At 62.9% G+C, this 21,698-nt stretch carries 22 protein-coding genes; 12 read left to right on the plus strand and 10 right to left on the minus strand.

All coding sequences use genetic code 11. The features are described from left to right. Positions 1-79: 79 nt before the first annotated feature. From DCM80_RS10260 to DCM80_RS10270, 3 genes are read right to left on the minus strand one after another with little or no spacing between them, the layout of a single operon-like run. Positions 80-451, minus strand: coding sequence for a dimethylsulfonioproprionate lyase family protein (locus tag DCM80_RS10260; protein WP_257196851.1), 372 nt, complete (start codon positions 449-451; stop codon positions 80-82). 27 nt (positions 452-478) lie between these two features. Further along, the gene (locus DCM80_RS10265; protein WP_257196852.1) at positions 479-1,117 is read right to left on the minus strand and encodes an RraA family protein; all 639 of its coding nucleotides are present in this window, start codon (positions 1,115-1,117) and stop codon (positions 479-481) included. A gap of 19 nt (positions 1,118-1,136) precedes the next feature. Continuing rightward, positions 1,137-2,654, minus strand: coding sequence for an AMP-binding protein (locus DCM80_RS10270; RefSeq protein ID WP_257196853.1), 1,518 nt, complete (start codon positions 2,652-2,654; stop codon positions 1,137-1,139). A 244-nt stretch (positions 2,655-2,898) separates the two neighbouring features. On the opposite strand from DCM80_RS10270, the gene DCM80_RS10275 reads away from it, so the two are divergent. Continuing rightward, the gene (locus DCM80_RS10275; RefSeq protein WP_257196854.1) at positions 2,899-3,519 is read left to right on the plus strand and encodes a hypothetical protein; all 621 of its coding nucleotides are present in this window, start codon (positions 2,899-2,901) and stop codon (positions 3,517-3,519) included. A gap of 113 nt (positions 3,520-3,632) precedes the next feature. On the opposite strand, the gene DCM80_RS10280 is transcribed toward DCM80_RS10275, so the two are convergent. Further along, positions 3,633-3,848: a hypothetical protein gene (locus tag DCM80_RS10280; protein ID WP_257196856.1), complete on the minus strand. Its 216-nt coding sequence runs from the start codon at positions 3,846-3,848 to the stop codon at positions 3,633-3,635. Between the two features lie 17 nt (positions 3,849-3,865). After that, the gene (locus tag DCM80_RS10285; protein WP_257196857.1) at positions 3,866-4,873 is read right to left on the minus strand and encodes a 2-dehydropantoate 2-reductase; all 1,008 of its coding nucleotides are present in this window, start codon (positions 4,871-4,873) and stop codon (positions 3,866-3,868) included. A 160-nt stretch (positions 4,874-5,033) separates the two neighbouring features. Between DCM80_RS10285 and DCM80_RS10290 the strand changes: the two genes are divergently transcribed. Then, positions 5,034-5,630 carry a YidB family protein gene (locus tag DCM80_RS10290; protein ID WP_257196858.1) on the plus strand — a complete coding sequence of 199 codons (597 nt, stop codon included), beginning with the start codon at positions 5,034-5,036 and terminating at the stop codon, positions 5,628-5,630. A gap of 41 nt (positions 5,631-5,671) precedes the next feature. Further along, on the plus strand, positions 5,672-5,944 hold the full coding sequence (locus DCM80_RS10295; protein ID WP_196235992.1) for a GlsB/YeaQ/YmgE family stress response membrane protein: 273 nt from the start codon (positions 5,672-5,674) through the stop codon (positions 5,942-5,944). Between the two features lie 252 nt (positions 5,945-6,196). Here DCM80_RS10295 and DCM80_RS10300 read toward each other — a convergent pair whose 3' ends face one another. Continuing rightward, positions 6,197-6,982, minus strand: coding sequence for an SDR family NAD(P)-dependent oxidoreductase (locus DCM80_RS10300; RefSeq protein ID WP_257196859.1), 786 nt, complete (start codon positions 6,980-6,982; stop codon positions 6,197-6,199). 239 nt (positions 6,983-7,221) lie between these two features. Here DCM80_RS10300 and DCM80_RS10305 point away from each other — a divergent pair, with 239 nt between their 5' ends. The 3 genes from DCM80_RS10305 (at position 7,222) to DCM80_RS10315 (ending at position 10,484) form a co-directional block, all read left to right on the plus strand. Then, the gene (locus tag DCM80_RS10305; protein WP_257196860.1) at positions 7,222-8,298 is read left to right on the plus strand and encodes an acyl-CoA dehydrogenase family protein; all 1,077 of its coding nucleotides are present in this window, start codon (positions 7,222-7,224) and stop codon (positions 8,296-8,298) included. Between the two features lie 16 nt (positions 8,299-8,314). Further along, a complete protein-coding gene (locus tag DCM80_RS10310; RefSeq protein ID WP_257196861.1) occupies positions 8,315-9,475 on the plus strand; it encodes an acyl-CoA dehydrogenase family protein in 1,161 nt (386 codons plus the stop codon). Positions 9,476-9,671: 196 nt separating this feature from the next. Beyond that, positions 9,672-10,484: an enoyl-CoA hydratase/isomerase family protein gene (locus DCM80_RS10315; protein ID WP_257196862.1), complete on the plus strand. Its 813-nt coding sequence runs from the start codon at positions 9,672-9,674 to the stop codon at positions 10,482-10,484. 213 nt (positions 10,485-10,697) lie between these two features. Here DCM80_RS10315 and DCM80_RS10320 read toward each other — a convergent pair whose 3' ends face one another. The 3 genes from DCM80_RS10320 to DCM80_RS10330 form a co-directional block, all read right to left on the minus strand. Beyond that, positions 10,698-11,447, minus strand: coding sequence for a hypothetical protein (locus DCM80_RS10320; protein WP_257196863.1), 750 nt, complete (start codon positions 11,445-11,447; stop codon positions 10,698-10,700). Between the two features lie 2 nt (positions 11,448-11,449). Beyond that, positions 11,450-12,238, minus strand: a complete 789-nt coding sequence (locus DCM80_RS10325; RefSeq protein WP_257196864.1) for an enoyl-CoA hydratase — start codon at positions 12,236-12,238, stop codon at positions 11,450-11,452. 176 nt (positions 12,239-12,414) lie between these two features. Further along, positions 12,415-13,620 carry an ABC transporter substrate-binding protein gene (locus tag DCM80_RS10330; protein WP_257196865.1) on the minus strand — a complete coding sequence of 402 codons (1,206 nt, stop codon included), beginning with the start codon at positions 13,618-13,620 and terminating at the stop codon, positions 12,415-12,417. A gap of 274 nt (positions 13,621-13,894) precedes the next feature. On the opposite strand from DCM80_RS10330, the gene DCM80_RS10335 reads away from it, so the two are divergent. The 5 genes from DCM80_RS10335 to DCM80_RS10355 all read left to right on the plus strand — a co-directional run bounded on the left by DCM80_RS10335 (position 13,895) and on the right by DCM80_RS10355 (position 19,483). After that, positions 13,895-14,746, plus strand: a complete 852-nt coding sequence (locus DCM80_RS10335) for a thermonuclease family protein (protein ID WP_257196866.1) — start codon at positions 13,895-13,897, stop codon at positions 14,744-14,746. 134 nt (positions 14,747-14,880) lie between these two features. Beyond that, a complete protein-coding gene (locus DCM80_RS10340) occupies positions 14,881-16,272 on the plus strand; it encodes a M48 family metalloprotease (RefSeq protein WP_257196867.1) in 1,392 nt (463 codons plus the stop codon). A gap of 245 nt (positions 16,273-16,517) precedes the next feature. Then, the gene (gene rpmB, locus DCM80_RS10345; RefSeq protein WP_247550343.1) at positions 16,518-16,829 is read left to right on the plus strand and encodes a 50S ribosomal protein L28; all 312 of its coding nucleotides are present in this window, start codon (positions 16,518-16,520) and stop codon (positions 16,827-16,829) included. A 216-nt stretch (positions 16,830-17,045) separates the two neighbouring features. Beyond that, positions 17,046-18,233, plus strand: coding sequence for a hypothetical protein (locus tag DCM80_RS10350; RefSeq protein WP_257196868.1), 1,188 nt, complete (start codon positions 17,046-17,048; stop codon positions 18,231-18,233). Beyond that, positions 18,230-19,483, plus strand: coding sequence for a DNA cytosine methyltransferase (locus tag DCM80_RS10355; RefSeq protein ID WP_257196869.1), 1,254 nt, complete (start codon positions 18,230-18,232; stop codon positions 19,481-19,483). The genes DCM80_RS10350 and DCM80_RS10355 overlap by 4 nt, the downstream gene beginning before the upstream one ends. Here the strand turns inward: DCM80_RS10355 and DCM80_RS10360 are convergent. Continuing rightward, a complete protein-coding gene (locus DCM80_RS10360; protein ID WP_257196870.1) occupies positions 19,448-19,891 on the minus strand; it encodes a very short patch repair endonuclease in 444 nt (147 codons plus the stop codon). The genes DCM80_RS10355 and DCM80_RS10360 overlap by 36 nt on opposite strands. Positions 19,892-20,015: 124 nt before the next feature. On the opposite strand from DCM80_RS10360, the gene DCM80_RS10365 reads away from it, so the two are divergent. Beyond that, on the plus strand, positions 20,016-21,698 hold the full coding sequence (locus DCM80_RS10365) for a DUF262 domain-containing protein (protein WP_257196871.1): 1,683 nt from the start codon (positions 20,016-20,018) through the stop codon (positions 21,696-21,698).

Consider the following 21,698-nt stretch of genomic DNA (forward strand, 5'->3'; position numbering starts at 1 on the left):
TGGAGCGTGATCCGGAAAAGCGTGCAGCGGTTTTCCGACAAGATCATGCTCAAAAAAATAGCTTAAAGCGGGAAGCGCTTCAGCTCGTGCCGAAGCCCGACCCCGCTTTCTTGTATTCTGGCCGAGGCGGACTGAAGATGTCCAGCACCCGGGCCCCATCGGGGCCGGCACGCATGGTGTGCGGCACGTTGCCAGGCGTGCGCCAGAAATCGCCCTTCTTCACCGGAATTTCCTCATCGCCCTGGACGCGGATGGCGGAGCCGTCCAGCAGCACGCCCCATTGCTCCTCGGGATGATGGTGCAGCGTGCCCTGCGCATGCGGCGCCAGCGTCACCACCGACAGCATCGCCTGCTCGCCGGAGAAGATGCGCGTGGTCACGCCGGCAGCGAGCTCGCGGAAGAGGCCGTCGCTGGGATCGTCGATGTTGTGGAATTCGTCCTTCTGGCTCACGCCATCCTCTCCTTCATTCTCGTTCGATCAGGACTTGCCGTAAGAGCCCTTGTAGCGGCCCTCGCGGATCGCCTTCAGGGTCTCCTCCTCGCGCGCGACCTGGGTCCGCACGGCTTGCAGCAGCGCCGCGGCCCCCGCGGCGGGAAACGACACCACGCCGTCCTCGTCGCCGACCACGATGTCGCCGGGCGCAATCACGCTGCCGCCGATCGACACAGGCACGTTGATCTCGCCCGGCCCGCTCTTGTAGGGACCGCGATGGATCACGGCACGGGCGTAGCAAGGAAAATCGTCGGCCGCGAACGCGGCGACGTCACGGATGGCGCCGTCGATCACATAGCCTTCGGCCTTTCGCCATTGCGCGATGTTCTTCATGATCTCGCCGACCAGCGCCCGCGTCTCGTCGCCGCCGCCATCGACCACGATGACGTCGCCGGGACCGACCAGCTCGAGCGCACGATGGATGGCGAGATTGTCGCCCGGACGGGTGCGCACGGTGAAGGCCGTGCCCACCAGCTTAGCCCCGCGATGATAGGGTTTCAGCCCGACCGCGCCCGGCAGCCGGGCCAGATTGTCTGAAATGACCGAGGTCGGCGCATCCCGAAAACCCTCGATGATCTCGGCCGGCGGCTTCGGCACGCTGTTGGCGGCGATGGTGATCGTCATATCCCTTGATCCTTCCTTCTTACTCGGCGGGCGCCCGCGTCTTCATCGGCCAAATCCGGAAAGCACGCCCTTCCTTCATCCACGCCGCGCGCTCGTCGCGCAACAGGGTGCGGCGAACTTTTCCGGAATCGTCGCGCGGCGGGACGCTGACGAACTCGAAGCTCTCGGGATGCTTGTAGCGGCTGAGCCGGTCCTTGAGGAAATCCGCCATCCCGTCCGCAATGACCTGCCCGTCCGCATCGCCCTCCGGCTCGATGATGGCATGCACGCGCTGGCCCAATTCCGGATCGGGCAGTCCGACCACGACGCAGGAGCGCACGCCGGGAGCTTCGGAGACCGCGGCCTCGACCTCGGCCGGATAGATGTTGGCACCGCCGCGCAGCACCATGTCGGCGAGGCGATCGCCGAGATAGAGATAGCCGTCTGCATCCAGCCTGCCGATGTCGCCGAGCGATTCCCAGCCGTCGGCACGACGCTTCGGCTCGGCGCCGAGATAATGATAGGTGGCGTCCTTGCCGTCATTGTTGAGGAAATAGATCTCCCCGGTCTCGCCTGGCGCGACGTCGTTGCCGTTTTCGCCGATGATGCGCAGCTTCGCCATGTCGCCGATCTTGCCGACCGAGCCCTTGTGCGTCAGCCATTCGGTGCCGGAGATGATGCAGGCGCCCTGCCGCTCGGTGCCGCCATAGAGCTCCCAGATCCGCTCGGGTCCGAGCCAGGCGATCCAGTTCTCCTTCAGCCACGGCGGCATTGGCGCGGCCATGTGGAAGACGGTCTGCAGGCTCGACAGGTCGTAAGAGTTGCGCACGTGCTCCGGCAGCGCCCAGATCCGATGCATCATGGTCGGCACGAAATTGACCCATTGCACGCGCTCGCACTCGATCTGCCGCAGCGTCTCCTCGGCGTCGAACTTGGTCAGTCCCGTGAGTTGGCCGCCGACGAACAGCGCGTAATGCGACACGATGAACGGCGCATTGTGATAGAGCGGACCGGGATTGAGCAGCGAGACTCCGAAGGGGATGTTGAGCGGCGGCGGCGCGACGGTGTCGGTCACCGCCGGATGATGATCGAGGATCACTTTTGGCCGCCCGGTCGAGCCGCCCGAGGTCATCGCCTTCCAGTAGCGTGCCACCGGGGGATTGAGCGGCTCGTCCGAAAATCCCTCCGGCACGAAATCCCCCGGCAAACGGTTCGGCGCGTTCCAGTCGGCTTCGCCGCCGACCACCAGCGCGGGCTTGAGGATGTCGAGCACCGCGGCCGCTTCGCCGCGCGGCAGCCGCCACGACAGCGAGGTCGGCGTTGCCCCGCACTTCCACACCGCGAACGAGGTCTCGAAGAACGCATTGCCGTTGGGCAAGCCGATCGCGACGAAATCGCCGGGCTTGACGCCCTTGGCCGCAAACGCCCGCGCGCGCCGGTTGGCGCCGCGCTCGAGCGCGTCCCATGTCAGCGTGTCCTGCCCGTGACGGACGGCGATCGTGCCATGTGGCTTGCGTTCAGCGTGCCAGCGCGGCACGTCGGACAGGGGTAGCAGCATCGGGCGTTTCCATTTCGCGTTCTTGGTTCGTGTTATTTGGCGTCGCCTCAGGCGAGACGCCCGCAAAGCGAAGTGTAGCAGCCGGCCGGCGCGACGCTGTGACTCCTGCGCCACGTCAAGCACAAAATGTCAGCATCGCAGCCATGAAATTCCTGGGTTCCACGGGTGACAAGCCGGCGATAAAGAGGCAAAAATCCGACTCGACTCAGTTTGGGTTGAGTTTTGCAGGGAATGCTCTCGTAGAATGTCGTCCGTGATCGCATTGCGTCGTGCGGCGCTGTTTCCCGTAGCCATGGCAGGATTTTTTCTGCTGACGCTGCCGCATGCCCAGGCCCAATGGTGGAAGCGCGCGCCAGTCGATTTCGAGGAATGCGCCGACGCCGCCGAGAAGGCTGCGACCAAGGCCGAGAAGACATCCGCGCTCGCCGATTGCAACGCCAAATTCGCCGGCCGCCGCAAGCCGGGCGGCGGCTATTCCTATTACGACTTCCTGCAGGATCGCACCTTCGACATCGCCGGCCCCAATCCGACGCCGGAGGAGCAGAAGAAGATCGACGAAGCCTACACCGCCTATCTCGCCAGGGAGCGCCGCAACAACGAGGCGGCGCAAGCGACCGCGCGTCAGCAACGCGAGCAGCAGGAGCAACAGGCGCGGCAGATCCAGCAGGTCGCATTGAGAACCGAGGTCGCGCGCGTGCCGGTGCCGGTGGAGCGGCCGAAGGTGCAGCAGACCGTCGGCCAGCGCAAGGGCGCGCCCTGCGCCAAGGGCTCATTCTCTTGCGAGTGGCCGCGGCTGTCGGAAAGCTTGAACGACCTGAAGAAGCTGTTCAGCCCGACCCCGAGCAAGCCTGCGAAGAAGAGCTGAAGCCGCAGACTTGTAGGGTCGGCAAAGGCGCGCAGCGCCGTGCCCACCATCTCTCTCGGTCGCAAGAATACGTGGGCACGCTTCGCTTTGCCCACCCTACGAGAGGGGCGCGCTTAGTTCGTGCGCTTCTTCTTGCGCTGCTTTGGTTTGACCACCGGCGCATCCACTGGCGCTACCGTCGTCGGCGAACTGCCCAACTGCGATCTGCTTTCCTGCAACCGCCTGTCATAGCCGGGAGAGTTCTGGACTGTCGGTGGCCTTGCATGGACGAGCGTCGAGGAGCCGCAGAGCATCAACAGCGCCAGTCCCATCATCGAGCAACGCTTCATCACACTTCTCCTCGTGCTCAAGTCCCGCCGCGGATCTGCTGCGGCGTCAGGCGCGGCGGTCCGTTGCCGGCCGCCTCGGCCTCCCTGATCAGCGCAACAATACGGCGCATCAGCGGCACCTCGACATGGTTTTGCTCGGCGAGCGCGATCACGGCGCCCTGGAGATAGTCGATCTCGGTCTTGCGGCCCTGTTTCAGGTCCTGCCACATCGAGGAGCGCGCCTCGGGATCGATCTTCATGGTCCGCCCCAGGATCGCGCTGAAGATCGCATCCGGCAGCCGCAGCAAGGTCGGAGACCAACTCATCGGGATCGGCGTCGAGGACACCGGCGCGATGCCGGCGGCCTTCAGCGCGGCAAGTCCCTCCGCCATCTGGTCGGCGAACAGCCTGCGCCAGTCGCGATTGGCCAATTGCGCGGCGAGCGGCATGTCGGAGAGCGCGCTGAGCGCGTTGTTCAGATTGATGATCAGCTTGCCCCATTGCACGCCGGTGATGTCAGCGCTTGCGCGCACGGCGAGGCCAGGCACCGAGAGCGCAGCGGCCGTGTTCGCGGCGTCCTCTCCGATATGGATGTCGCCTGAGGTCGAGCGGTGGAAACGGCCCTCGCCCATCGCGATCACGTTGAAGGGCACCATCCCGGCGAGCACGCGGCGGCCGCCGAGACGTTCGCGCAGCACCGCGACATTGCCGATACCGTTCTGGAGCGAGACGATGACGGCATCCTCGGGCGCATGCTGCGCGATCTGATCCGCGATTGCGGCGGTGTCGGCGCTCTTCACGGTGACCAGCACGATGCCGGCATTGTGGAAGATCGCAAGATTCTCCGACAGCGCGAGCTGGCCTGCGCTGAGCTTTTTCTTGGAGCCGTCGAAATCGGTCAGATGCAGGCCGAACCGCTCGATCTCGGTCTTCACCCGCGGCCGCACCAAGAGCGCGACACGGCGGCCGCCGACCGCCAGCATGCCGCCGACGAAACAGCCGATGGCGCCGGCGCCGGCCACCACGATCGGTCGATCCGCAACCACTGAGCCTGCTCCCTGAACGTCCTGCTCTCGATAGCAGAGGCGGGGCCGACAACCAATCGCGTCGCCGCCGACTTGTAACGGTCATGACGGCCCCATATGTTTTCGCCCCGGGGCAGTCAGCGGCGAGCGCTCGCCGAACGAGACGCCAAAGGAGAGCACCATGGGTCTACTCGACGTCCTCAACGGCATGCAGAACGGCCCGCGCGGCCCCTCTACGACGAGCACCGAGAAATCCTCCGGCGGCATGTCGCCGATGACCATGGCGCTGCTCGGCCTGCTGGCCTGGAAGGCGTTCAAGCACATGACCGCGAACCAGTCCGGTACGGCACCGCAGCCGTCGCCGACGCCGGCGCCCCCGCCGGTCAACACGAACACCGCCGACAGCGGCGGTCTTGATAACGGCGGTCTTGGCGGTCTCGGAGGCCTGCTCAAAGGCGGTCTCGGCGGCCTGCTCGCAGGCGGCGCCGCCGGCACCGTGCTCAGCGGCGGCCTCGGCGACCTTCTCAACCAGTTGCAGCAGGGCGGCCATGGCGACGCCGCGAAGTCCTGGGTCGGCAAGGGCGAGAACAAGCCGATCGCGCCAGGCGATCTCGCCAGCGCGCTCGGCGCCGACCAGATCGACAGCCTGTCCGCCCAAAGCGGCCTGCCGCGCGAGGATCTGCTCAACGGCCTCAGCCAATATCTGCCGCAGGTGGTCGACCATCTGACGCCGGACGGACGGCTGCCGACCGAGGACGAGCTCTCGGGCAGGATCTAATCAGACCTCGATCGACGCGCTTTCGGGAAGGGGAGCACTTCATGAGCATGGGCGGCCTGTTGTGGATCATCGTCGTCGGCTTCATTGCCGGCCTCATCGCGCGCTGGCTGGCGCCGGGGCCGAACAATCCGAGCGGCTTCATCCTCACCACCATCCTCGGCATCGCCGGCGCGTTTCTGGCCACCTGGATCGGCCAGGCGATCGGCCATTACAGCCCCGACCAGGGTGCCGGCTTCATCACCGCAACCATCGGCGCGGTGGTGGTGCTGTTCATCTGGAATCGGCTGGTGGCGAGCGGCGTGATCAAGGGGTGACGCTTGGTCGTGTAGCGTGAGTCTCGCGCCTCAAATTCCGCCGTCGTCCCGGACAAGCGCGCCCTAAGCGCGCGCAGATCCGGGATCCATAACCACAGGCCGGAATTTGGCGAAGGCTCGGAGTGACCAGCTTCACGCAACAACCACCCCTGTGGTTATGGGTCCCCGCCCCCCGTGCGCAATTGCGCACTAGGCGGGGACGACACCTGTATTTGCCGCAGCAGTGGAACGTCACTGCGACAAGACACCCAATCACGTCACCAAATGCATCCCCGCATCCATGCGCACGACCTCGCCGGTCATGTTGCTGGACGCCGGCATCGCCAGGAAGCAGACCAGTTGCGCGATGTCCTCGGCGCTTGAAGCGACCTTCAGCGGCACCTTCGCCACCACGCTGTCGCGCACCTGCTTGGCGCCGGCCTCGCCGCGGCCCTTGGTGAACCAGGGCGTATCGATATAGCCGGGGCACACCGTGTTGACGCGGATCAGCGGCGCCAGCGCGCGCGACAGCGACAGCGTCATGGTGTTGAGCGCGCCCTTGCTCGCGGCATAGGCGATCGACGAGCCGACGCCGCTGATGCCGGCCACCGAGGACACGTTGACCACGGCGGAGGGCCGCCCCGAGGCTTTCGCGCCGGCCTCGAGCAGGCTGCGCGCGGCGCGTACCATCTGGAACGGGCCGATGGTGTTGACGCCATAGACCCGCTGGAAATCTTCAGCCGACAATCCGTCGAGATCGGCGTGAGCGACATGCTTGGTGGTGCCGGCATTGTTGACGAGGATGTCGAGCCGGCCCCAGCCGCTGGCGGCCGCGACGATCTTGCGGCAATCCTCGTCCTTCGAAACGTCGCCCTGCGCAACCAGCACCTCCGCCGCGCCGGCCTTGCGGCAGACGTCCGCGGTGACCTCGGCCTCCTTCTGGCTCGACGAATAGTTGATGACGAGCCGCGCCCCGCTGCGCGCGAGAATCTCGGCCGTCGCCGCGCCGAGCCCGGAAGCAGACCCCGTCACGATTGCGCACAGATTGTCCTTGGCCATCCTGATTTCCTTCCCCGTGGCTCTGATCGTTCGCGCCCTGTTTAGCGAGTTTGCGGCGCCCTGCAAATCGAGCAAACTCCGCTAAGCGGAATTAGCTTCCCCTCGATCCTTGCGCCCATGCCCGCGCCGCAGGTTGGCCTGCGATCAACGCTTGTCAGGGCCATGGCTTTTTCGGATCATCGGGCGCAAGAAGACCTGCGCGCCCCGGGAGGCGCCAACGGCAAAACACGGGGAACGCTGTGGCGGAGAGTGACAACATCGTCGTCGAGACCGCGGAGAAGATCTTCGCCGATCTTGCCGATCCGCAAACCATCAACAACGACAAGAAGGGTGCGTGGCAGGCGCCGCTATGGCATGCGCTGAGCGAGGCCGGCCTGCCATTGTCCTGGGTGCCCGATGAGCTCGGCGGCTCCGGCGCGAGCCTCGCCGACGGTTTTGCGCTGTTGAACGCCGCCGGCCGTTTCGCCGTCGCGGTTCCCCTGGCCGAGACCATGCTGGCGGGCTGGCTGTTGGCGCAGGCGAAGATTGCTTCCCCCGAGGGCGAGATGACGGTGCTGCCGGCCTCGCCGAAGGACCGCATCAGCCTCGATGCCGACGGTTCGCTCTCCGGCCGCGCCCGCGGCGTGCCTTTTGCGAAGGCGGCGAAGCATTTCGCGGTGCTGGCGCACGGCAAGGATCATGGCAAGGATGGTGTCGCGATCGCGCTGGTCGACGCCGGCAAGGCGCGCATCGAGCCGGGCCTCAATGTCGGCTACGACCACAGCGATACCGTGACGCTCGACAAGGTCCAGCCCGTCACGCTCAAGCCCGCGCCTGATGGCGTTGACCAGACCCATCTGATGCTGATGGGCGGCGTCGCGCGCAGCCTGCAGATCGCGGGCGCACTGGAATCGATGCTGGACATCTCCGTGCGCTATTCCAACGAGCGTGTCGCCTTCGAAAAGAAGATCTCGAAATTCCAGGCCGTGCAGCACAATCTTGCCCGCCTCGCCGGCGAATCCGCAGCGGCGCTTGCGGCGGCAACGTCCGCGGCCGACGCCATCGCGAATGCCAGGACGTTCAACGACGAGGTCTATCTCGAAGCGGCCTCCGCCAAGATCCGCTGCGCGGAAGCCGCGGAGAAGGGCGGCGCCATCGCGCATCAGGTGCACGGCGCGATCGGCTTCACCATCGAGCACATCCTGCACCGCTATTCGCTGCGGGCGCTGGCCTGGCGCGACGATTTCGGCTCGGAGAGCCATTGGGCCGTCGAGCTCGGCAAGTTGGTGGCGAGCCGCGGCGCCGACGAATTGTGGCCGCTGGTGGCGTCGCGCTGATCAGGGAGAGAAACACATGACCGCTGCGCTTCGTTTCGATCCGATCCGACTGCCCGAAAAGTGCGAGCAATTGCGCAAGGAAGTGCGCGCCTTCCTCGCCGAGGAGATCGCCGCCGGTACCTTCGACCCGCACAAGCCCAACCGTGAGGATACCGACGCGCCGGAATTTTCCCGCCGGGTCGGCGCCAAGGGTTGGCTCGGGATGACATGGCCGAAGAAATATGGCGGCCAGGAGCGCTCCTTCCTCGAGCGTTACGTCGTGACCGAGGAGATGCGCGTTGCCAACGCGCCGACGCGGCGCTTCTTCGTCGCCGACCGCCAGAGCGGTCCGGTGCTGCTGAAATATGCGCCCGAGCATATCAAGATGGAGATCCTGCCGCGGATCTGCCGCGGCGAGATCTGCTTTGCCATCGGCATGAGCGAGCCGAACTCCGGCTCCGACCTGTTCGCGGCGAAGACGCGCGCGACCAAGACCGACGGCGGCTATCTCATCAACGGCACCAAGATCTGGACCTCCTCGGCGCATATCGCCGATTACATGATCGCGATCTTCCGGACCTCGCCGCCGACCAAGGAAAACCGCCGTCACGGCCTGACCCAGTTCCTGGTCAAGATGAAGCAGCCGGGCATCAAGGTGAACCCGATTGGCCAGATCACCGGGCAGCACGAGTTCAACGAGGTCGTCTTCACCGACTTCTTCGTGCCCGACGACCACGTGCTCGGCGAGGTCGACGGCGCCTGGAAGCAGGCGACCAGCGAGCTCGCCTATGAGCGTTCGGGCCCCGAGCGTTTCCTCGAAACCTATTATGTGCTGACCGAGCTGGTGCGCGCGGTCGGCCCCAATCCGGACACGCGCAGCGCCGAGGGCATCGGGCGGCTGGTGGCGCAACTCCACACCATGCGGCGGATGTCGGTCTCGGTGGCCGGCATGCTCGAGGCCGGCAAGGAGCCGGTGGTCGAGGCGTCCATCGTCAAGGACATCGGCACGGTCTGGGAGCAGCAGCTCCCGCACCGCGTCCGCGATCTCGCCGCCTTCGTCGAGGAGACCGCGACCAACCGCGAGACGCTGGAGCGGCAACTCGACTTCGCGATCAAGACCGCACCGAAACTCACCATCCAGGGCGGCACCACGGAGGTGCTGCGCGGCATCATCGCCCGCGGCCTTGGCTTGCGCTAACACGCATGGACGACGCTATCGCGGCTCGCTCCGATCACCTCTCCCATAGGGAGAGGTCGATTTGCGCCAGCAAATCTGGGGAGGGGCTGGGCTTCACCGAGGGATTGCAACCCCTCACCCGGCGCTACGCGCCGACCTCTCCCCCTGGGAGAGGTGGTTCTTCGCTACGGATATATCGAGTTACGGGAGGCAAATAATGAGCACCTACACAGACATCGGCGTCGAGAAAATCGGACATGTCGGCACCATCGAGATCCGCCGCCCGCCGCTGAACTTCTTCGACATTTCGCTGATCAACCAGATCGCGGACGCGCTCGACGAGTTCGACCGCGACATCGAGATCCGCGCCTCGGTGCTGTCGGCACAGGGCAAGGCCTTCTGCGCCGGCGCCAATTTCCAGGATCCGGCGCGGCAGGCGCAGGAAGCGCGCGAAGCCGACAAGAAGGGCGACCCCGCCGACAGCCTCGGCGCGATCAACCATCTCTACATCCAGGCCGTGCGCATCTTCCGCGCCAAGAAGCCGATCGTCGCCGCCGTGCAGGGCGCCGCCATCGGCGGCGGCCTCGGCCTCGCGGTCTCCGCCGATTTCCGCGTCACCTGCCCCGAGGCGCGCTTCTCCGCGAATTTCACCAAGCTCGGCTTTCATCCCGGCTTCGGCCTGACCGTGACGCTGCCCGAGCTGATCGGCAAGAACAACGCCGAGCTGATGTTCTACACCAGCCGCCGCGTCACCGGCGAGGAGGCCTACAAATGGGGCCTCGCCAACGAGCTGGTGCCGCAGGACCAGGTCAAGGCGGCCGCCATGAAGCTCGCCGGCGAGATCGCAGAATGCTCCCCGCTCGGCCTCCTCTCCACCCGGGCCACGATGCGCAACGGGCTCGCCGACCGCGCCATGGCGGCGACCAACCACGAGCTCGCCGAGCAGACCCGCCTGCGCGCGACGGAGGATTTTAGGGAAGGCGTGAAGGCGACGGAAGAGCGGCGCGCGGCGAATTTTAGGGGAAGGTGATTGCGGCGCGATCTCGCCGTATCACCTTGACATCGCCGCAACCTCCCCTGTCATCCCCGCGAAGGCGGGGATCCATAACCACAGGGAGAAGTTTGACGAAGTCTCGAAGTTATCATCCCGCGTCATAACCTCGCCCTGTGGTTATGGGTCCCGGATCGGCGCGCGCCTCGGGGCGCGCTTGTCCGGGACGACAGCGGTACTTGCGGCAAGAGCTCAAGCCGTTAGCCGAAACGTCACGCCGCCGAGCAAGAACTCATTCCCCGCCACCGCATGCCCCTTCGCTCGCGCGGCATGCAGCACGCGCGACGCGTCAGTTACCCGAAACTCCAGCGCGCTCATGATCTCGCTGGCGCCCTTCACGAAGCGGAAGGTGGCGTTGGGTAGCTTCAGCGCGGCGCCATCAGCCGCAATTCCGATGATCTTGCCCCAATGCTCCGCCAGCCCTTGCGGGTCCGGACTCTGCATCTCCACGGCCGTCAGCGCCTGCGTCACGTCCTTGCGGATGAAGTTCTGCCAGTCCGGTCCCGCCGGCGGATACGCGCCCAGAATATCGTCGCTGCCTTCGGTGTGATTGAACTCGATGAAGGCGGCGCGGCAATCGCGGGGATGGAGCTGCACGCCGTGATAGGGCGCGTGGTCGATGACGTTGGCGGTGCGCACGCCCATCGCGTTCGCATGGCGTCCGCGCTCGTCGGGATCGTTGCAGCAGAAGATCGCCATATAGCCGCCGCGACCGCCGGTCTTCTCGATGAAGCGGCCGGCCGTGGTGCCGTCCTTGAAGGGCGCGACCACCTCCAGCAGGATCGTGTCGACCGGGAGCAGTGCATTCTCCAGGCCGTATTTCGCTACATTGCCGTCGCGGTAGCAGACGGCAAGGCCCATGATCTCCGCGATGTCGGAGACGACGGGCGCGAGCTGCGGCGCGACGAGGCAGATCTGCCGTAGCCGCATATAGGGCGCCATGGTCACGCGCCCTTGAAGGTCGGCTTGCGCTTCTCGACGAAGGCCTTGGCGGCCTCCTTGTGGTCCTCGGTGTCGCCGCAGCGGGTGTGGTGGATGGCCTCGCCGTCGAAGCAATCCTCCAGCGCCAGATGCTCGGCATTGTTGATGTTGCGCTTGATGAAGCCGAGCGCGATCGACGGCCCTTGCGCCAGCGACAGCGCGAGCTCGTGCGCGGCGGCGTCGATCTCGGCATCCGGCACCACCTTGGTCACCATGCCGATGGCGTGGGCTTCCCTCGCCGTGAGCACCGGCGACATCAGATAGAGCTCGCGCGCCCGCGCGCTGCCGAGCAGCTGGGTGAGGAAATAGGTGCCGCCGTAATCGCCGGAGAAGCCGACCTTGGCGAAGGCCGTGGTGATCTTGCAGGATTCCGCTGCGATGCGCAGGTCGCAGGACAACGCCATCGACAGGCCGGCGCCGGCCGCGGCGCCGTCGAGCTGCGCCACCACGGGCTTGGGCATCTGGTGCAGGATGCGCGAGACCTCCATGCCGCGACGCAGGTTCGCAAGCTTCTGCTCGAACGGCAGCGGCGCGCGACCCGCCGCCATCGACTTGACGTCGCCGCCGACGCAGAACGAGCCGCCGGCGCCCTTGAACAGCACGGCGCGCACCTCAGGATCGTCGGCCGCGCGGCGCGCCGCCTCGACCAGCCCGACCACCATCTCCGGATTGAGCGCGTTCTTCCGCTCCGGGCGATTCATGGTGATGGTGAGCAGCCCGCTTTCGAGCTTCTGCAGGACCATGTCGTTCATGGGGCGTCTCCCTTGTTGTTTTGCTCCGTCATTCCGGGGCGCGCCCCTTGGCGCGAGCCCGGAATCCATCTCTCAACAGTCACTGCGGCCCGATGGATCCCAGGCTCGCGACTTCGTCGCGCCCCGGGATGACGAACTGTTGTTGGGCGCGCTTTTTGCCACGTCGGCTCACGCCGTCACTTCTTCACCAGCGGACAGCGCGACTGCTCCAGCGGCTGGAACGCCTCGTTGCCGGGCACGGTGGCGAGCAGCTTGTAATCGTCCCAGCGGCCCTTCGACTCCGACGGCTTCTTCACCTCGAACAGGTACATGTCGTGGATCATGCGGCCGTCCTCGCGGATCTTGCCGTTCTTGGCGAAGAAGTCGTTGATCGGCGTCTCCTTCATCAGCTTCATCACGGTCGCCGCGTCGGTCGTGCCGGCCGCCTTCACCGCCTTCAGGTAATGCGTGACGGAGGAGTAGACTCCGGCCTGCGCCGAGGTCGGCGGCCGCTTCACGCGCTCCTGGAAGCGCTTGGAGAAGGCGCGGGTCTCGTCGTTCATGTCCCAGTAGAACGCTTCCGCCAGCAGCAGCCCCTGCGCGGTCTCGAGGCCGATCGAGTCGATGTCGGTGACGAAGACGAGCAGCGGCGAGACCTTCTGGCCGCCCTTCATGATCCCGAACTCGGCCGCCTGCTTGATGGCGTTGACGGTGTCGCCGCCGGCATTGGCGAGCCCGATCACTTTGGCCTTGGAGGCCTGCGCCTGCAGCAGGAAGGACGAGAAATCCGAGGTGTTGAGCGGATGGCGCACGCTGCCCAGCACCTTGCCGCCGGTCTTGGTCACGACGGCACTGGTGTCCTTCTCCAGGTCCTGGCCGAAGGCGTAGTCGGCCGTGAGGAAGTACCAGCTGTCGAGGCCCGTCTTCACCGCCGCAAGACCGGTCACATTGGCCTGGCCGTAGGTGTCGAACACGTAGTGGATGGTGTAGGGACCGCAGGCCTCGTTGGTGAGGCGGATCGAGCCCGGACCGTTGAACATGATGATCTTGTTGCGCGCTTTTGCGATCTCGCCGGCCGCAAGCGCGGTCGCGGAGGCCGCGACGTCGTAGATCATCTCGACGCCCTGATTGTCGAGCATGTCGCGGGCGATGTTGCCGGAGAGATCGGCCTTGTTCTGATGGTCGGCCGCGAGCACCTGGATCTTGCGCCCCAGCACTTCGCCGCCGAAGTCCTCCACCGCCATCTTGGCCGCGGTCTCGCTGCCGGCGCCGGTGATGTCGGCATAGAGGCTCGACATGTCCAGGATGCCGCCGATCTTGAGAGGCGGCTTGTCCTGGGCCTGCGCGGCGCTCGCATTGAGGGCAAATGCAGCGGCAAAAATGCCCGACAAAACAGTCTTCATGGAAAACGATCTCCCTTATCGCGCCGTGCTCTGATGGCGGCTTGGTTATTGCTCTTGGCTGGTTCTGACTATCGCTATTGCCGCAATCATGCCGCATGCGCAACAGCGCAGCAAGCGCGAGCGGCGATGCGCACGAATTGCCGCGCATGTTTTCCGCAAAGCGGAATGGTGAGATGCGGAAGAGCGCCTCCGCCGTCATTGCGAGGAGCTCTTGCGACGAAGCAATCCAGAATCTCTCCGCGGAAAGACTCTGGATTGCTTCGCTGCGCTCGCAATGACGGAGGGCGTAGAAGCCCCTTCGCGACCCACCTCGCTTGAGTTATGGTCGGCGCGCAACGCAACCTCTCCGGGTCACGTGACGCAACTGCTTCATCTCAGCGTCGTCTTTCTTCTCATCGTGGGTCACACCGCGTTTGCTGCGCCGTGCCAGTTCGAGTCCCAGGGCGAAGGCCGCGTCGCCGCCATCGTCGATGCGCGCAGCTTCCGTCTCGACGACGGCCGCGAAATCCGTCTCATGGGGATCGAGCCCATGGCGACGACGAAGCAGGCGCTGGTGTCGCTGCTCGCCGGCCGCGACGTCAGGCTCCGCGGCAGCGACGACACGCCGGACCGCTATGGCCGCCAGGGTGCGCTGGTCTTCATCGGCGAAAGCGACAATCCGGTGCAGGCCATGCTGCTGGCCCAGGGCGAGGCCATGGTCTCCGCCGAGATCACGGACAACGACTGCGCGGCCGCCCTGAAGGCGTCGGAAGCAGCGGCGCGGCGCCAAAAAATGGGCAGTTGGACTGACCCGTCGGCCATAAAAAACGCGGAAAGTCCGGACGATATTTTGGCAGGGATCGGGCGCTTTGTGGTGGTCGAGGGCAAAGTCCTGTCTGTCCGGCAAGCTGGGGCAACGACCTACCTCAACTTCGGACGAAGCTGGACACGAGGCTTTGCGGCGACTATCTCCAAGCGCACGCTGCCGGCGTTTGAAAGCGCTGGAATTTCCCTTAAGTCCTTGGAGAACAAGCGTATTCGAGTTCGGGGCTGGGTCGAGGGGAATACGGGGCCGCGCATCGACATACGCCTCGTAGGGCAGGTCGAGTTGCTGGGCGCAAACGAGCCGACAGGGGTAAGGCCTTAAGGTAGGCCGGACACGGATTAAGCGACGTGAATGGGGTGCTAGAACGGCACGGACGAGGTGATGGCCGCCGCCTGCGGGCTGCGTCGGCTGCGCTTGGCCTCGTCCTGAGCACAGCGCTGGCGGGTTGCGGCGATATGGGCCGGTTCCAGGCTGCCGCGACCCCTCCGGCCGTCGCGATGCCCAAGCCCAAGCCGGCCGTCGCGCAGACCCCCGCCACCGAGAAGGAGCACGAGCGCATCCTGGCGAGCTATGGCGGGACCTATGACGATCCCAGGCTCGAAGCGCTCGTCAGCAAGACCGTCGACCGGCTGGTAGCGGCGTCCGACCGTCCCGACCAGGGCTACAAGGTCACCATCCTCAATTCCGGCGCGGTAAACGCCTTCGCGCTGCCGAACGGCCAGCTCTACGTCACGCGCGGGCTGCTGGCGCTGGCGAGCGACACCTCGGAACTGTCCTCCGTGCTCAGCCACGAGATGGCGCATGTGCTGTCCAAGCACGCGGCGATGCGCGAGGACCAGGCGCGCCAGGCCGCGATCGTCACCCGCGTCGTCACCGACATGAGCAACGATCCCGATCTCACCGCGCTGGCGCTGGCCAAGACCAAGCTCACCATGGCGAGCTTCTCGCGCAAGCAGGAGCTCGAGGCCGACGGAATCGGCGTCGGTATCTCCGCCAAGGCGCATTTCGATCCCTACGGTGCGGCGCGCTTCCTCTCGGCGATGGAGCGCAATGCCGAGCTGAAGGCCGGCAAGTCCTCGCTCGATCCGCGCGCGCAGGATTTCACCTCGTCGCACCCGGCAACCCCGGAGCGCGTGCAGAACGCGCAGAACATCGCGCGGCAATACACTGCGCCGGAAGGCGCCGAGCGCGACCGCGAGAGCTATCTCGCCGCGATCGACAACCTCGTCTACGGCGAAGACCCCAGCGAAGGTTTCGTCCGCGGCCGCCGCTTCCTGCATCCGAAGCTTGGCTTCACCTTCCAGGCGCCGGAGAATTTCACGCTCGACAACACCGCGCAGGCCGTGATCGGCGTGCGCGAGGGCGGCGCCCAGGCGATGCGTTTCGACGTGGTGCGCGTGCCGGCCGAACAGTCGCTCGGCGACTATCTGAACTCCGGCTGGATGGAGGGCGTCGAGAAGTCCTCCACCGAGGACATCACCATCAACGGCTTCCCGGCCGCGTCCGCCACCGCCAAGGGCGACCAGTGGCAGTTCAAGGTCTACGCGCTGCGCTTCGGCAGCGACGTCTATCGCTTCATCTTCGCGGCAAGGCAGAAATCGACCGAGAGCGAGCGCAACGCGCGCGAGACCGTCCAGTCGTTCCGCCGCCTGACGCTCGACGAGATCCAGGCCGCCCGCCCGCTGCGCATCAAGGTCATCACCGTGCAGCCCGGCGATACCGTGGAATCGCTGTCCCACCGCATGTCCGGCGTCGATCATCCCGCCGAGCGCTTCCGCGTGCTCAACGGCCTCGATCGCACCGCGCAGGTGAAAGTGCGCGACCGTGTGAAGATCGTGGCGGATTGAGTCAACGGCCGGTGCCGTAGGACCTCCTACCCGTGGTCAAGGGGAGATCGCCCTTGAGCGATATGGTAGCGCCGTGCTCGATGCAGTCCAGGACGCGTTGCGCCGGCGTTGCCGGTGCCTTCGGCATCCTGGACAGCATCTGCTATACGTCCGCCCGCTCCCTGCAAGGACAAAAGAATTTGCCCCCGTGGCGCCCAAAATGGCGGCCGCACCCGTTGGGGGTTCGAAGCATAAGGATTTCTGCCATGTCTCGCCGCTGCGAACTGACGGCCAAGGGCCCCCTCGTCGGCCACAAGGTCAGCCATTCCAACATCAAGACCAAGCGCCGCTTCCTGCCGAACCTCGTCAACGTGACGTTCATCTCGGAAGCCCTGGAGCGCAACGTGCGCCTGCGCGTCTCCACCAACGCGGTGAAGAGCGTCGACCACAATGGCGGCCTCGATGCCTTCCTGCTCAAGGCCAACGCCGACGCGCTCTCCCCGCGCGCCCTCGAGCTGAAGCGCGCCATCCAGAAGAAGGTCGGCCCATCGACCGCGCCGGCGAAGAAGGCGAGCTGAGTTTTACGGAATTGGGCGGGGGCTAGGTTGCGTCGCGTGGCGTAGGCTTAGCCGAGTAAGAGTTTGAGTAGCGGCCGGATCGGGAGATCCGGCCGTTTTTGTTTGTGAAGAAGACGCCGCCGCTCGATTGCAAGATGGCATTTCCTCTAGCCGCAGGCGAAGGTCTCCTCGATAATTGGCGAGACGACTTGGACCGAAGCCAATGCGGAAGCTTCCATGATGTTTGAAGGGCCGAGGACGTATCGCGTTCAGAGATCGGATCGCGAACCGCTCGTTCGATTCATGCGCGAAGCGCTTGAAGCGCGCGGCTGCCGGATCATCTATGCCTCGGAGCCGGACCGCGCGCCCTTTGTGATCGCGTTCGAAACACTGGCCGGCGAACGAATGGGCGTCGTCGCGTACGCCTTTCTCGCCACAAGAACACCTACAAAAAATCGGCCGGACGATGAACGAAGCTTCCAAGTCAAGTATGGGAGCAAGCTCGAGAACAATCTTCACGAGATTTACCAAGATCCACTTGGTCTGCTCACAACGATATTCTTGGGAATCTCACCAGATGAAGACTTCTTCGTCGCAGTTGATCCCGAGCTACACAATCCAACGAAGTTCTTTATCCGGATTGAATTCAAGGACCAGAATGCCGACGACATCAAGCGCGACGGCTGGGCTACATGGGAGAGAAGCCGAATCAATCGGGAGGATGAACCGGTCGAAGTGATGATCGGAGGCACAAAGGAGCACTTCCTCGATCTGATCAGATTTGAGCGAGCCGCCCTAAGGCTTGATCCAGGGAACCGCCAGCTGCTTGCCCAAAAGCGAGAATTGTTTGCTCAGGTTCCTTTGTTGTCAGGCGCCAGCCTCACCTTGACTGATGTCCCCCAGCATCCGCTCGCCCAAGAGCTGGGTTTGGGACCAGGCGAGGTCCTAGACGTCATCGCCAATGCTCAACGCCTCAAGATGGCTGTTCGCGGCTGGGTAGCCGAGCGACATCTCAGGGATGTTCTCTCCGGCACACCTGGAATTACGTATTGTGAGCCCATCAACAAGGAAGGTGCCGCCGATCTTCATGTACGGTTGGATGAGGGACCCTTACTCACTATTGAATGCAAGAACGTGCTGCGACAGACTGACAGCAACAACTTACCAAGGCTGGATTTCCAAAGGACGCGTGCGTCGAAGAAAGATCCTTGCTCACGCTATTACGCACCGACAGACTTTCATGTGGTGGCAGCTTGCTTGCATGCTGTGACCGAGAGTTGGGAATTTCGATACATACTTCCACAAAGTCTGCCGCCCCATCGAAAGTGTGATGGAAAGCTTTCAAGCAATCTGCGAATCGACAACAATTGGCAATCTGATCCAATACCGATCTTTCAAGCCGCAGCGAACATCATAGCGCCATGAAGAAGCTCACCGCGATCAGCTTGTACACCGGAGCCGGCGGGCTGGATTACGGCTTCGAGGCTGCCGGATTTCGAACGGCAGTGGCAGTCGAGATGGACGAGCGTTGCATCGAGACGCTTCGGGCGAATCGTAAATGGCCGACCATCCAAGGGGATATCAACTCCATCAGGACGGACGAGATTCTGGGTAAAGCCAGGCTACGCTGTGGCCAGCCCGACATGTTGATTGGCGGGCCCCCATGTCAACCGTTCTCAAAGTCCGGCTTTTGGGCTACCGGCTCGACGAAGAGACTCGCAGACCCCAGAGCATCCACGCTGGAAAATTACTTACGAGTCTTGGAGGAGACACAGCCTAGGGCGTTCCTCATGGAGAACGTCGAAGGCCTTGGGTTCAAAGGTAAGGACGAGGGACTTCAGCACATTCGCCGTCGGCTTGAGGAAATCAATGCCAAACGCGGTACAAGCTACGCCATATCCACCGCTGTGCTCAATGCTGCCGACTTTGGTGTTCCGCAGTTGCGCCGCAGATTATTTATTGTCGGAAGCCGCGACGGTTCCCCGTTCCGCTTCCCAGCGCCAACTCACGCTTCCTCTGTCGAGCTTCTAAAAAGCCAGCAGCGGCATCTCACCGCTTGGGATGCATTGCGATCCGTTCGACTTTCGAAATCTGAGACCGTCTCACTGCGCATGAAGGGTAAGTGGGCGAACCTCCTGCCCAGCATTCCGGAAGGCCAGAACTATCTTTGGCACACGGAACGAGGGGGCGGAGAGCCGTTATTCGGCTGGAGACGCCGCTACTGGTCGTTTCTCTTGAAGCTTGCAAAGAACTCTCCCTCCTGGACGATTCAAGCGCAGCCTGGCCCAGCAACAGGTCCGTTTCACTGGGACAACAGGCTACTGAGCGTCCGTGAGATGGCGCGCCTGCAGACATTCCCGGATGACGTTCGGATCTCTGGTACTTATGCAGATGCTCAACGTCAGCTCGGGAATGCAGTCCCCTCGTTGCTCGCCGAAGTCCTCGCGCGTGAAATCAGCTCTCAATTGCTAAGCCGTGCGGTCAAGGGACCACTCGGGCTTGCGATCAAGCCATCAAAGGCACCAATCCCCGCCGCTGTGGAAGTCGCACCTGTTCCGGCGGAGTACCTTCCACTCCGAGGCGAGCACGAAGCCCACCCCGGAACCGGCAGAGGCTATCGCGCTGTTTCGCGGGAAGGACTAGGCGCCGAGGAATTCTTTGAGCTTACCCCTTAGCACTTCCAGCTCTGCAAGCTCGCATTCCCAAACAACAAGGGTGCTCCAGCCCAATTCGGAGAGAGCAGCGAGCGCTAAGCGATCGCGTTCTTGATTGCGTGCAAGCTTTGGGAGCCAGTACTCGGGGCGGGCTGAAGGACGTTTTGCGAGCTTGCAACCACTGTGCTGGTGCCAGAAGCAGCCATGCACCAAGATAGCTTTCTTTTTCTTGCGCATGACTATGTCGGGGCTGCCCGGCAAATCTCGCGCGTGAAGGCGGTAGCGCGCACCTAGCCCACGCAGCAATTTTCGGACCACCAGCTCCGGCGTAGTGTCGGTCTTTCTTATGCTCCGCATCATCTGCGAACGTGTGGCCGACGAAATTGGGGTCTTGCGAACTCGAATAGATTTCGCTTTTCCCTCAGCCATTAGTATCACCCAAAGCGAGCGCCATTAGCTTTTACTGCCGCAAAAGTTGTGCCAATTTGCTTTTGTCTCGAATCTTGGGCTGCCAAGCACGCACATACTTTTTCAGTTCGAAGTGAGGGAGAGGATGAATATCAAACCGTCAGAGTCAACTATCCGAGTGATGTTCCAATCCGCCTTTTACAAGATACCTCGATTTCAACGACCGTACTCCTGGGATCGCGGCAACATCGAGGAGTTCTGGACGGATGTGCTCGAAGGCACTGCTTCGAGCTACTTCATTGGCTCCATGGTCTTCTACAAGAAGGCAAACGAGACATTTGTAGTAGATGGCCAACAGCGCTTGACTACCTTGACAATATTCCTCGCTGCTCTTCGCGACTCGCTTCGAGACACAGGTGAGGCAAGTCTTGCAAAGGGAATCCAAAATGTAATTCAGCGCAAAGATATCAACGATGAATTCCGATATGTCTTGCTTACAGAAACTTCGTACCCCTATTTCCAGGATCGCATCCAAAGCTTCAATTCGCCTGAACTCGATGATGCCGCGAGTTCGGAGGAAGAGGGAATGGCCGGCGCTTACGAGTATGCACGACAAAAATTTCGAGAGATCGTCGAAAGTCATTCCGAGAAAAAATCCATTCAAAGAAAAGTAGCAATTCGGAACGCCCTACAGAGCCTTCGTGATCGATTGCTTGATCTGCAAGTGATCATTATTCAGCTCGACAATGAAGACGAAGCTTACATCATCTTCGAAACTCTCAACACTCGGGGCAAAGACCTCGCTGTACAAGACTTACTGAAGAACCATCTTGCTCGCCTCCTTCCTGCAAGCTCGGCAGACGTCGATGCGACACGCAAACGCTGGAATCATATTGCAGAAGAGATATCTCAATCCGAATTAGACATGTCGAACTACGTGCACCACTTTTGGCTTTCGCGCGAAGATTACACATCCCTGAAGACTCTCTTCAAAAGAATTCGATCTAAGATTGGAAAGCAGAATGCCAAGCAGTTTCTGAGAGATCTAGAGGAGGGCGTTGAAACATATCGCCGCATTTTTGATCCAAGCGCCTTCGAGTGGTCAACCGAGGAACGTCCTATTGCGAGGTCGCTGGCAGCATTACAGACCTTTCGTGTCCGGCAGCCAACTCCCCTCGTCATTGCTCTGCTGCGAGCCCACTCCATGGACTTTATCTCGCTTAAGCAACTTAGAGCGACGCTTCATGCGATTGAATCGTTCCACTTCCAACATACCGCTATCGCCTCCCTCTCATCTTCTGGGGGGATATCATTCATGTATGCGGCAGCAGCTCGCGATTTGTACACAGAGACCTCGGCGCAAAAGCGCGCATCACATCTCCAAATGTTTCGAAAAAAGCTTTGCGAGCGTATCCCAGAGGAAACCACGTTCGTTGCGCAATTTGTTGAGGTTCGCTTTTTGTCAAGCGATAGCAAGCAGCGTCCAATTGTTAGATATATCCTTGAGAAGATGGACCATCACTTCAGGATTGATAAGAGTGCCGACTACGAAAAGATGACTATCGAACATATTGCCCCGGAGAATCCTTCAGGCCAAAAATCGTCAAAGCTTGATCCCGGGAACATCGGAAATCTTATCTTCGTTTCAAAAGATCTAAATGAAAAACTTAGGAACAAGGAATTCACGGCGAAGAAGAAGCTTCTTTTGGAAGCGGGCATTCCGCTCGATCACGTCTTGAAAGGCGCCACTCAGTGGACCACCAAGGAGATCACAGAACGAGCCGCACTTATGGCAAAGATCGCCTATGAAAGAATCTGGAAGCCATGA

This window comes from Bradyrhizobium sp. WBOS08 (assembly GCF_024585125.1).
Lineage (GTDB): Bacteria > Pseudomonadota > Alphaproteobacteria > Rhizobiales > Xanthobacteraceae > Bradyrhizobium > Bradyrhizobium japonicum_B.

Coding starts and splice junctions, on each gene's coding strand:
- DCM80_RS10290 (WP_257196858.1), top strand. CDS start 5,034: ATGGGTCTACTCGACGTCCTCAACGGCATGCAGAACGGCCCGCGCGGC.
- DCM80_RS10330 (WP_257196865.1), bottom strand. CDS start 13,620: ATGAAGACTGTTTTGTCGGGCATTTTTGCCGCTGCATTTGCCCTCAAT.
- DCM80_RS10340 (WP_257196867.1), top strand. CDS start 14,881: ATGGGCCGGTTCCAGGCTGCCGCGACCCCTCCGGCCGTCGCGATGCCC.
- DCM80_RS10365 (WP_257196871.1), top strand. CDS start 20,016: ATGAATATCAAACCGTCAGAGTCAACTATCCGAGTGATGTTCCAATCC.
- DCM80_RS10300 (WP_257196859.1), bottom strand. CDS start 6,982: ATGGCCAAGGACAATCTGTGCGCAATCGTGACGGGGTCTGCTTCCGGG.
- DCM80_RS10360 (WP_257196870.1), bottom strand. CDS start 19,891: ATGGCTGAGGGAAAAGCGAAATCTATTCGAGTTCGCAAGACCCCAATT.
- DCM80_RS10325 (WP_257196864.1), bottom strand. CDS start 12,238: ATGAACGACATGGTCCTGCAGAAGCTCGAAAGCGGGCTGCTCACCATC.
- DCM80_RS10350 (WP_257196868.1), top strand. CDS start 17,046: ATGATGTTTGAAGGGCCGAGGACGTATCGCGTTCAGAGATCGGATCGC.
- DCM80_RS10355 (WP_257196869.1), top strand. CDS start 18,230: ATGAAGAAGCTCACCGCGATCAGCTTGTACACCGGAGCCGGCGGGCTG.
- DCM80_RS10270 (WP_257196853.1), bottom strand. CDS start 2,654: ATGCTGCTACCCCTGTCCGACGTGCCGCGCTGGCACGCTGAACGCAAG.
- DCM80_RS10310 (WP_257196861.1), top strand. CDS start 8,315: ATGACCGCTGCGCTTCGTTTCGATCCGATCCGACTGCCCGAAAAGTGC.
- DCM80_RS10335 (WP_257196866.1), top strand. CDS start 13,895: ATGACGGAGGGCGTAGAAGCCCCTTCGCGACCCACCTCGCTTGAGTTA.
- DCM80_RS10320 (WP_257196863.1), bottom strand. CDS start 11,447: ATGGCGCCCTATATGCGGCTACGGCAGATCTGCCTCGTCGCGCCGCAG.
- DCM80_RS10275 (WP_257196854.1), top strand. CDS start 2,899: ATGTCGTCCGTGATCGCATTGCGTCGTGCGGCGCTGTTTCCCGTAGCC.
- DCM80_RS10265 (WP_257196852.1), bottom strand. CDS start 1,117: ATGACGATCACCATCGCCGCCAACAGCGTGCCGAAGCCGCCGGCCGAG.
- DCM80_RS10315 (WP_257196862.1), top strand. CDS start 9,672: ATGAGCACCTACACAGACATCGGCGTCGAGAAAATCGGACATGTCGGC.
- DCM80_RS10280 (WP_257196856.1), bottom strand. CDS start 3,848: ATGAAGCGTTGCTCGATGATGGGACTGGCGCTGTTGATGCTCTGCGGC.
- rpmB (WP_247550343.1), top strand. CDS start 16,518: ATGTCTCGCCGCTGCGAACTGACGGCCAAGGGCCCCCTCGTCGGCCAC.
- DCM80_RS10295 (WP_196235992.1), top strand. CDS start 5,672: ATGAGCATGGGCGGCCTGTTGTGGATCATCGTCGTCGGCTTCATTGCC.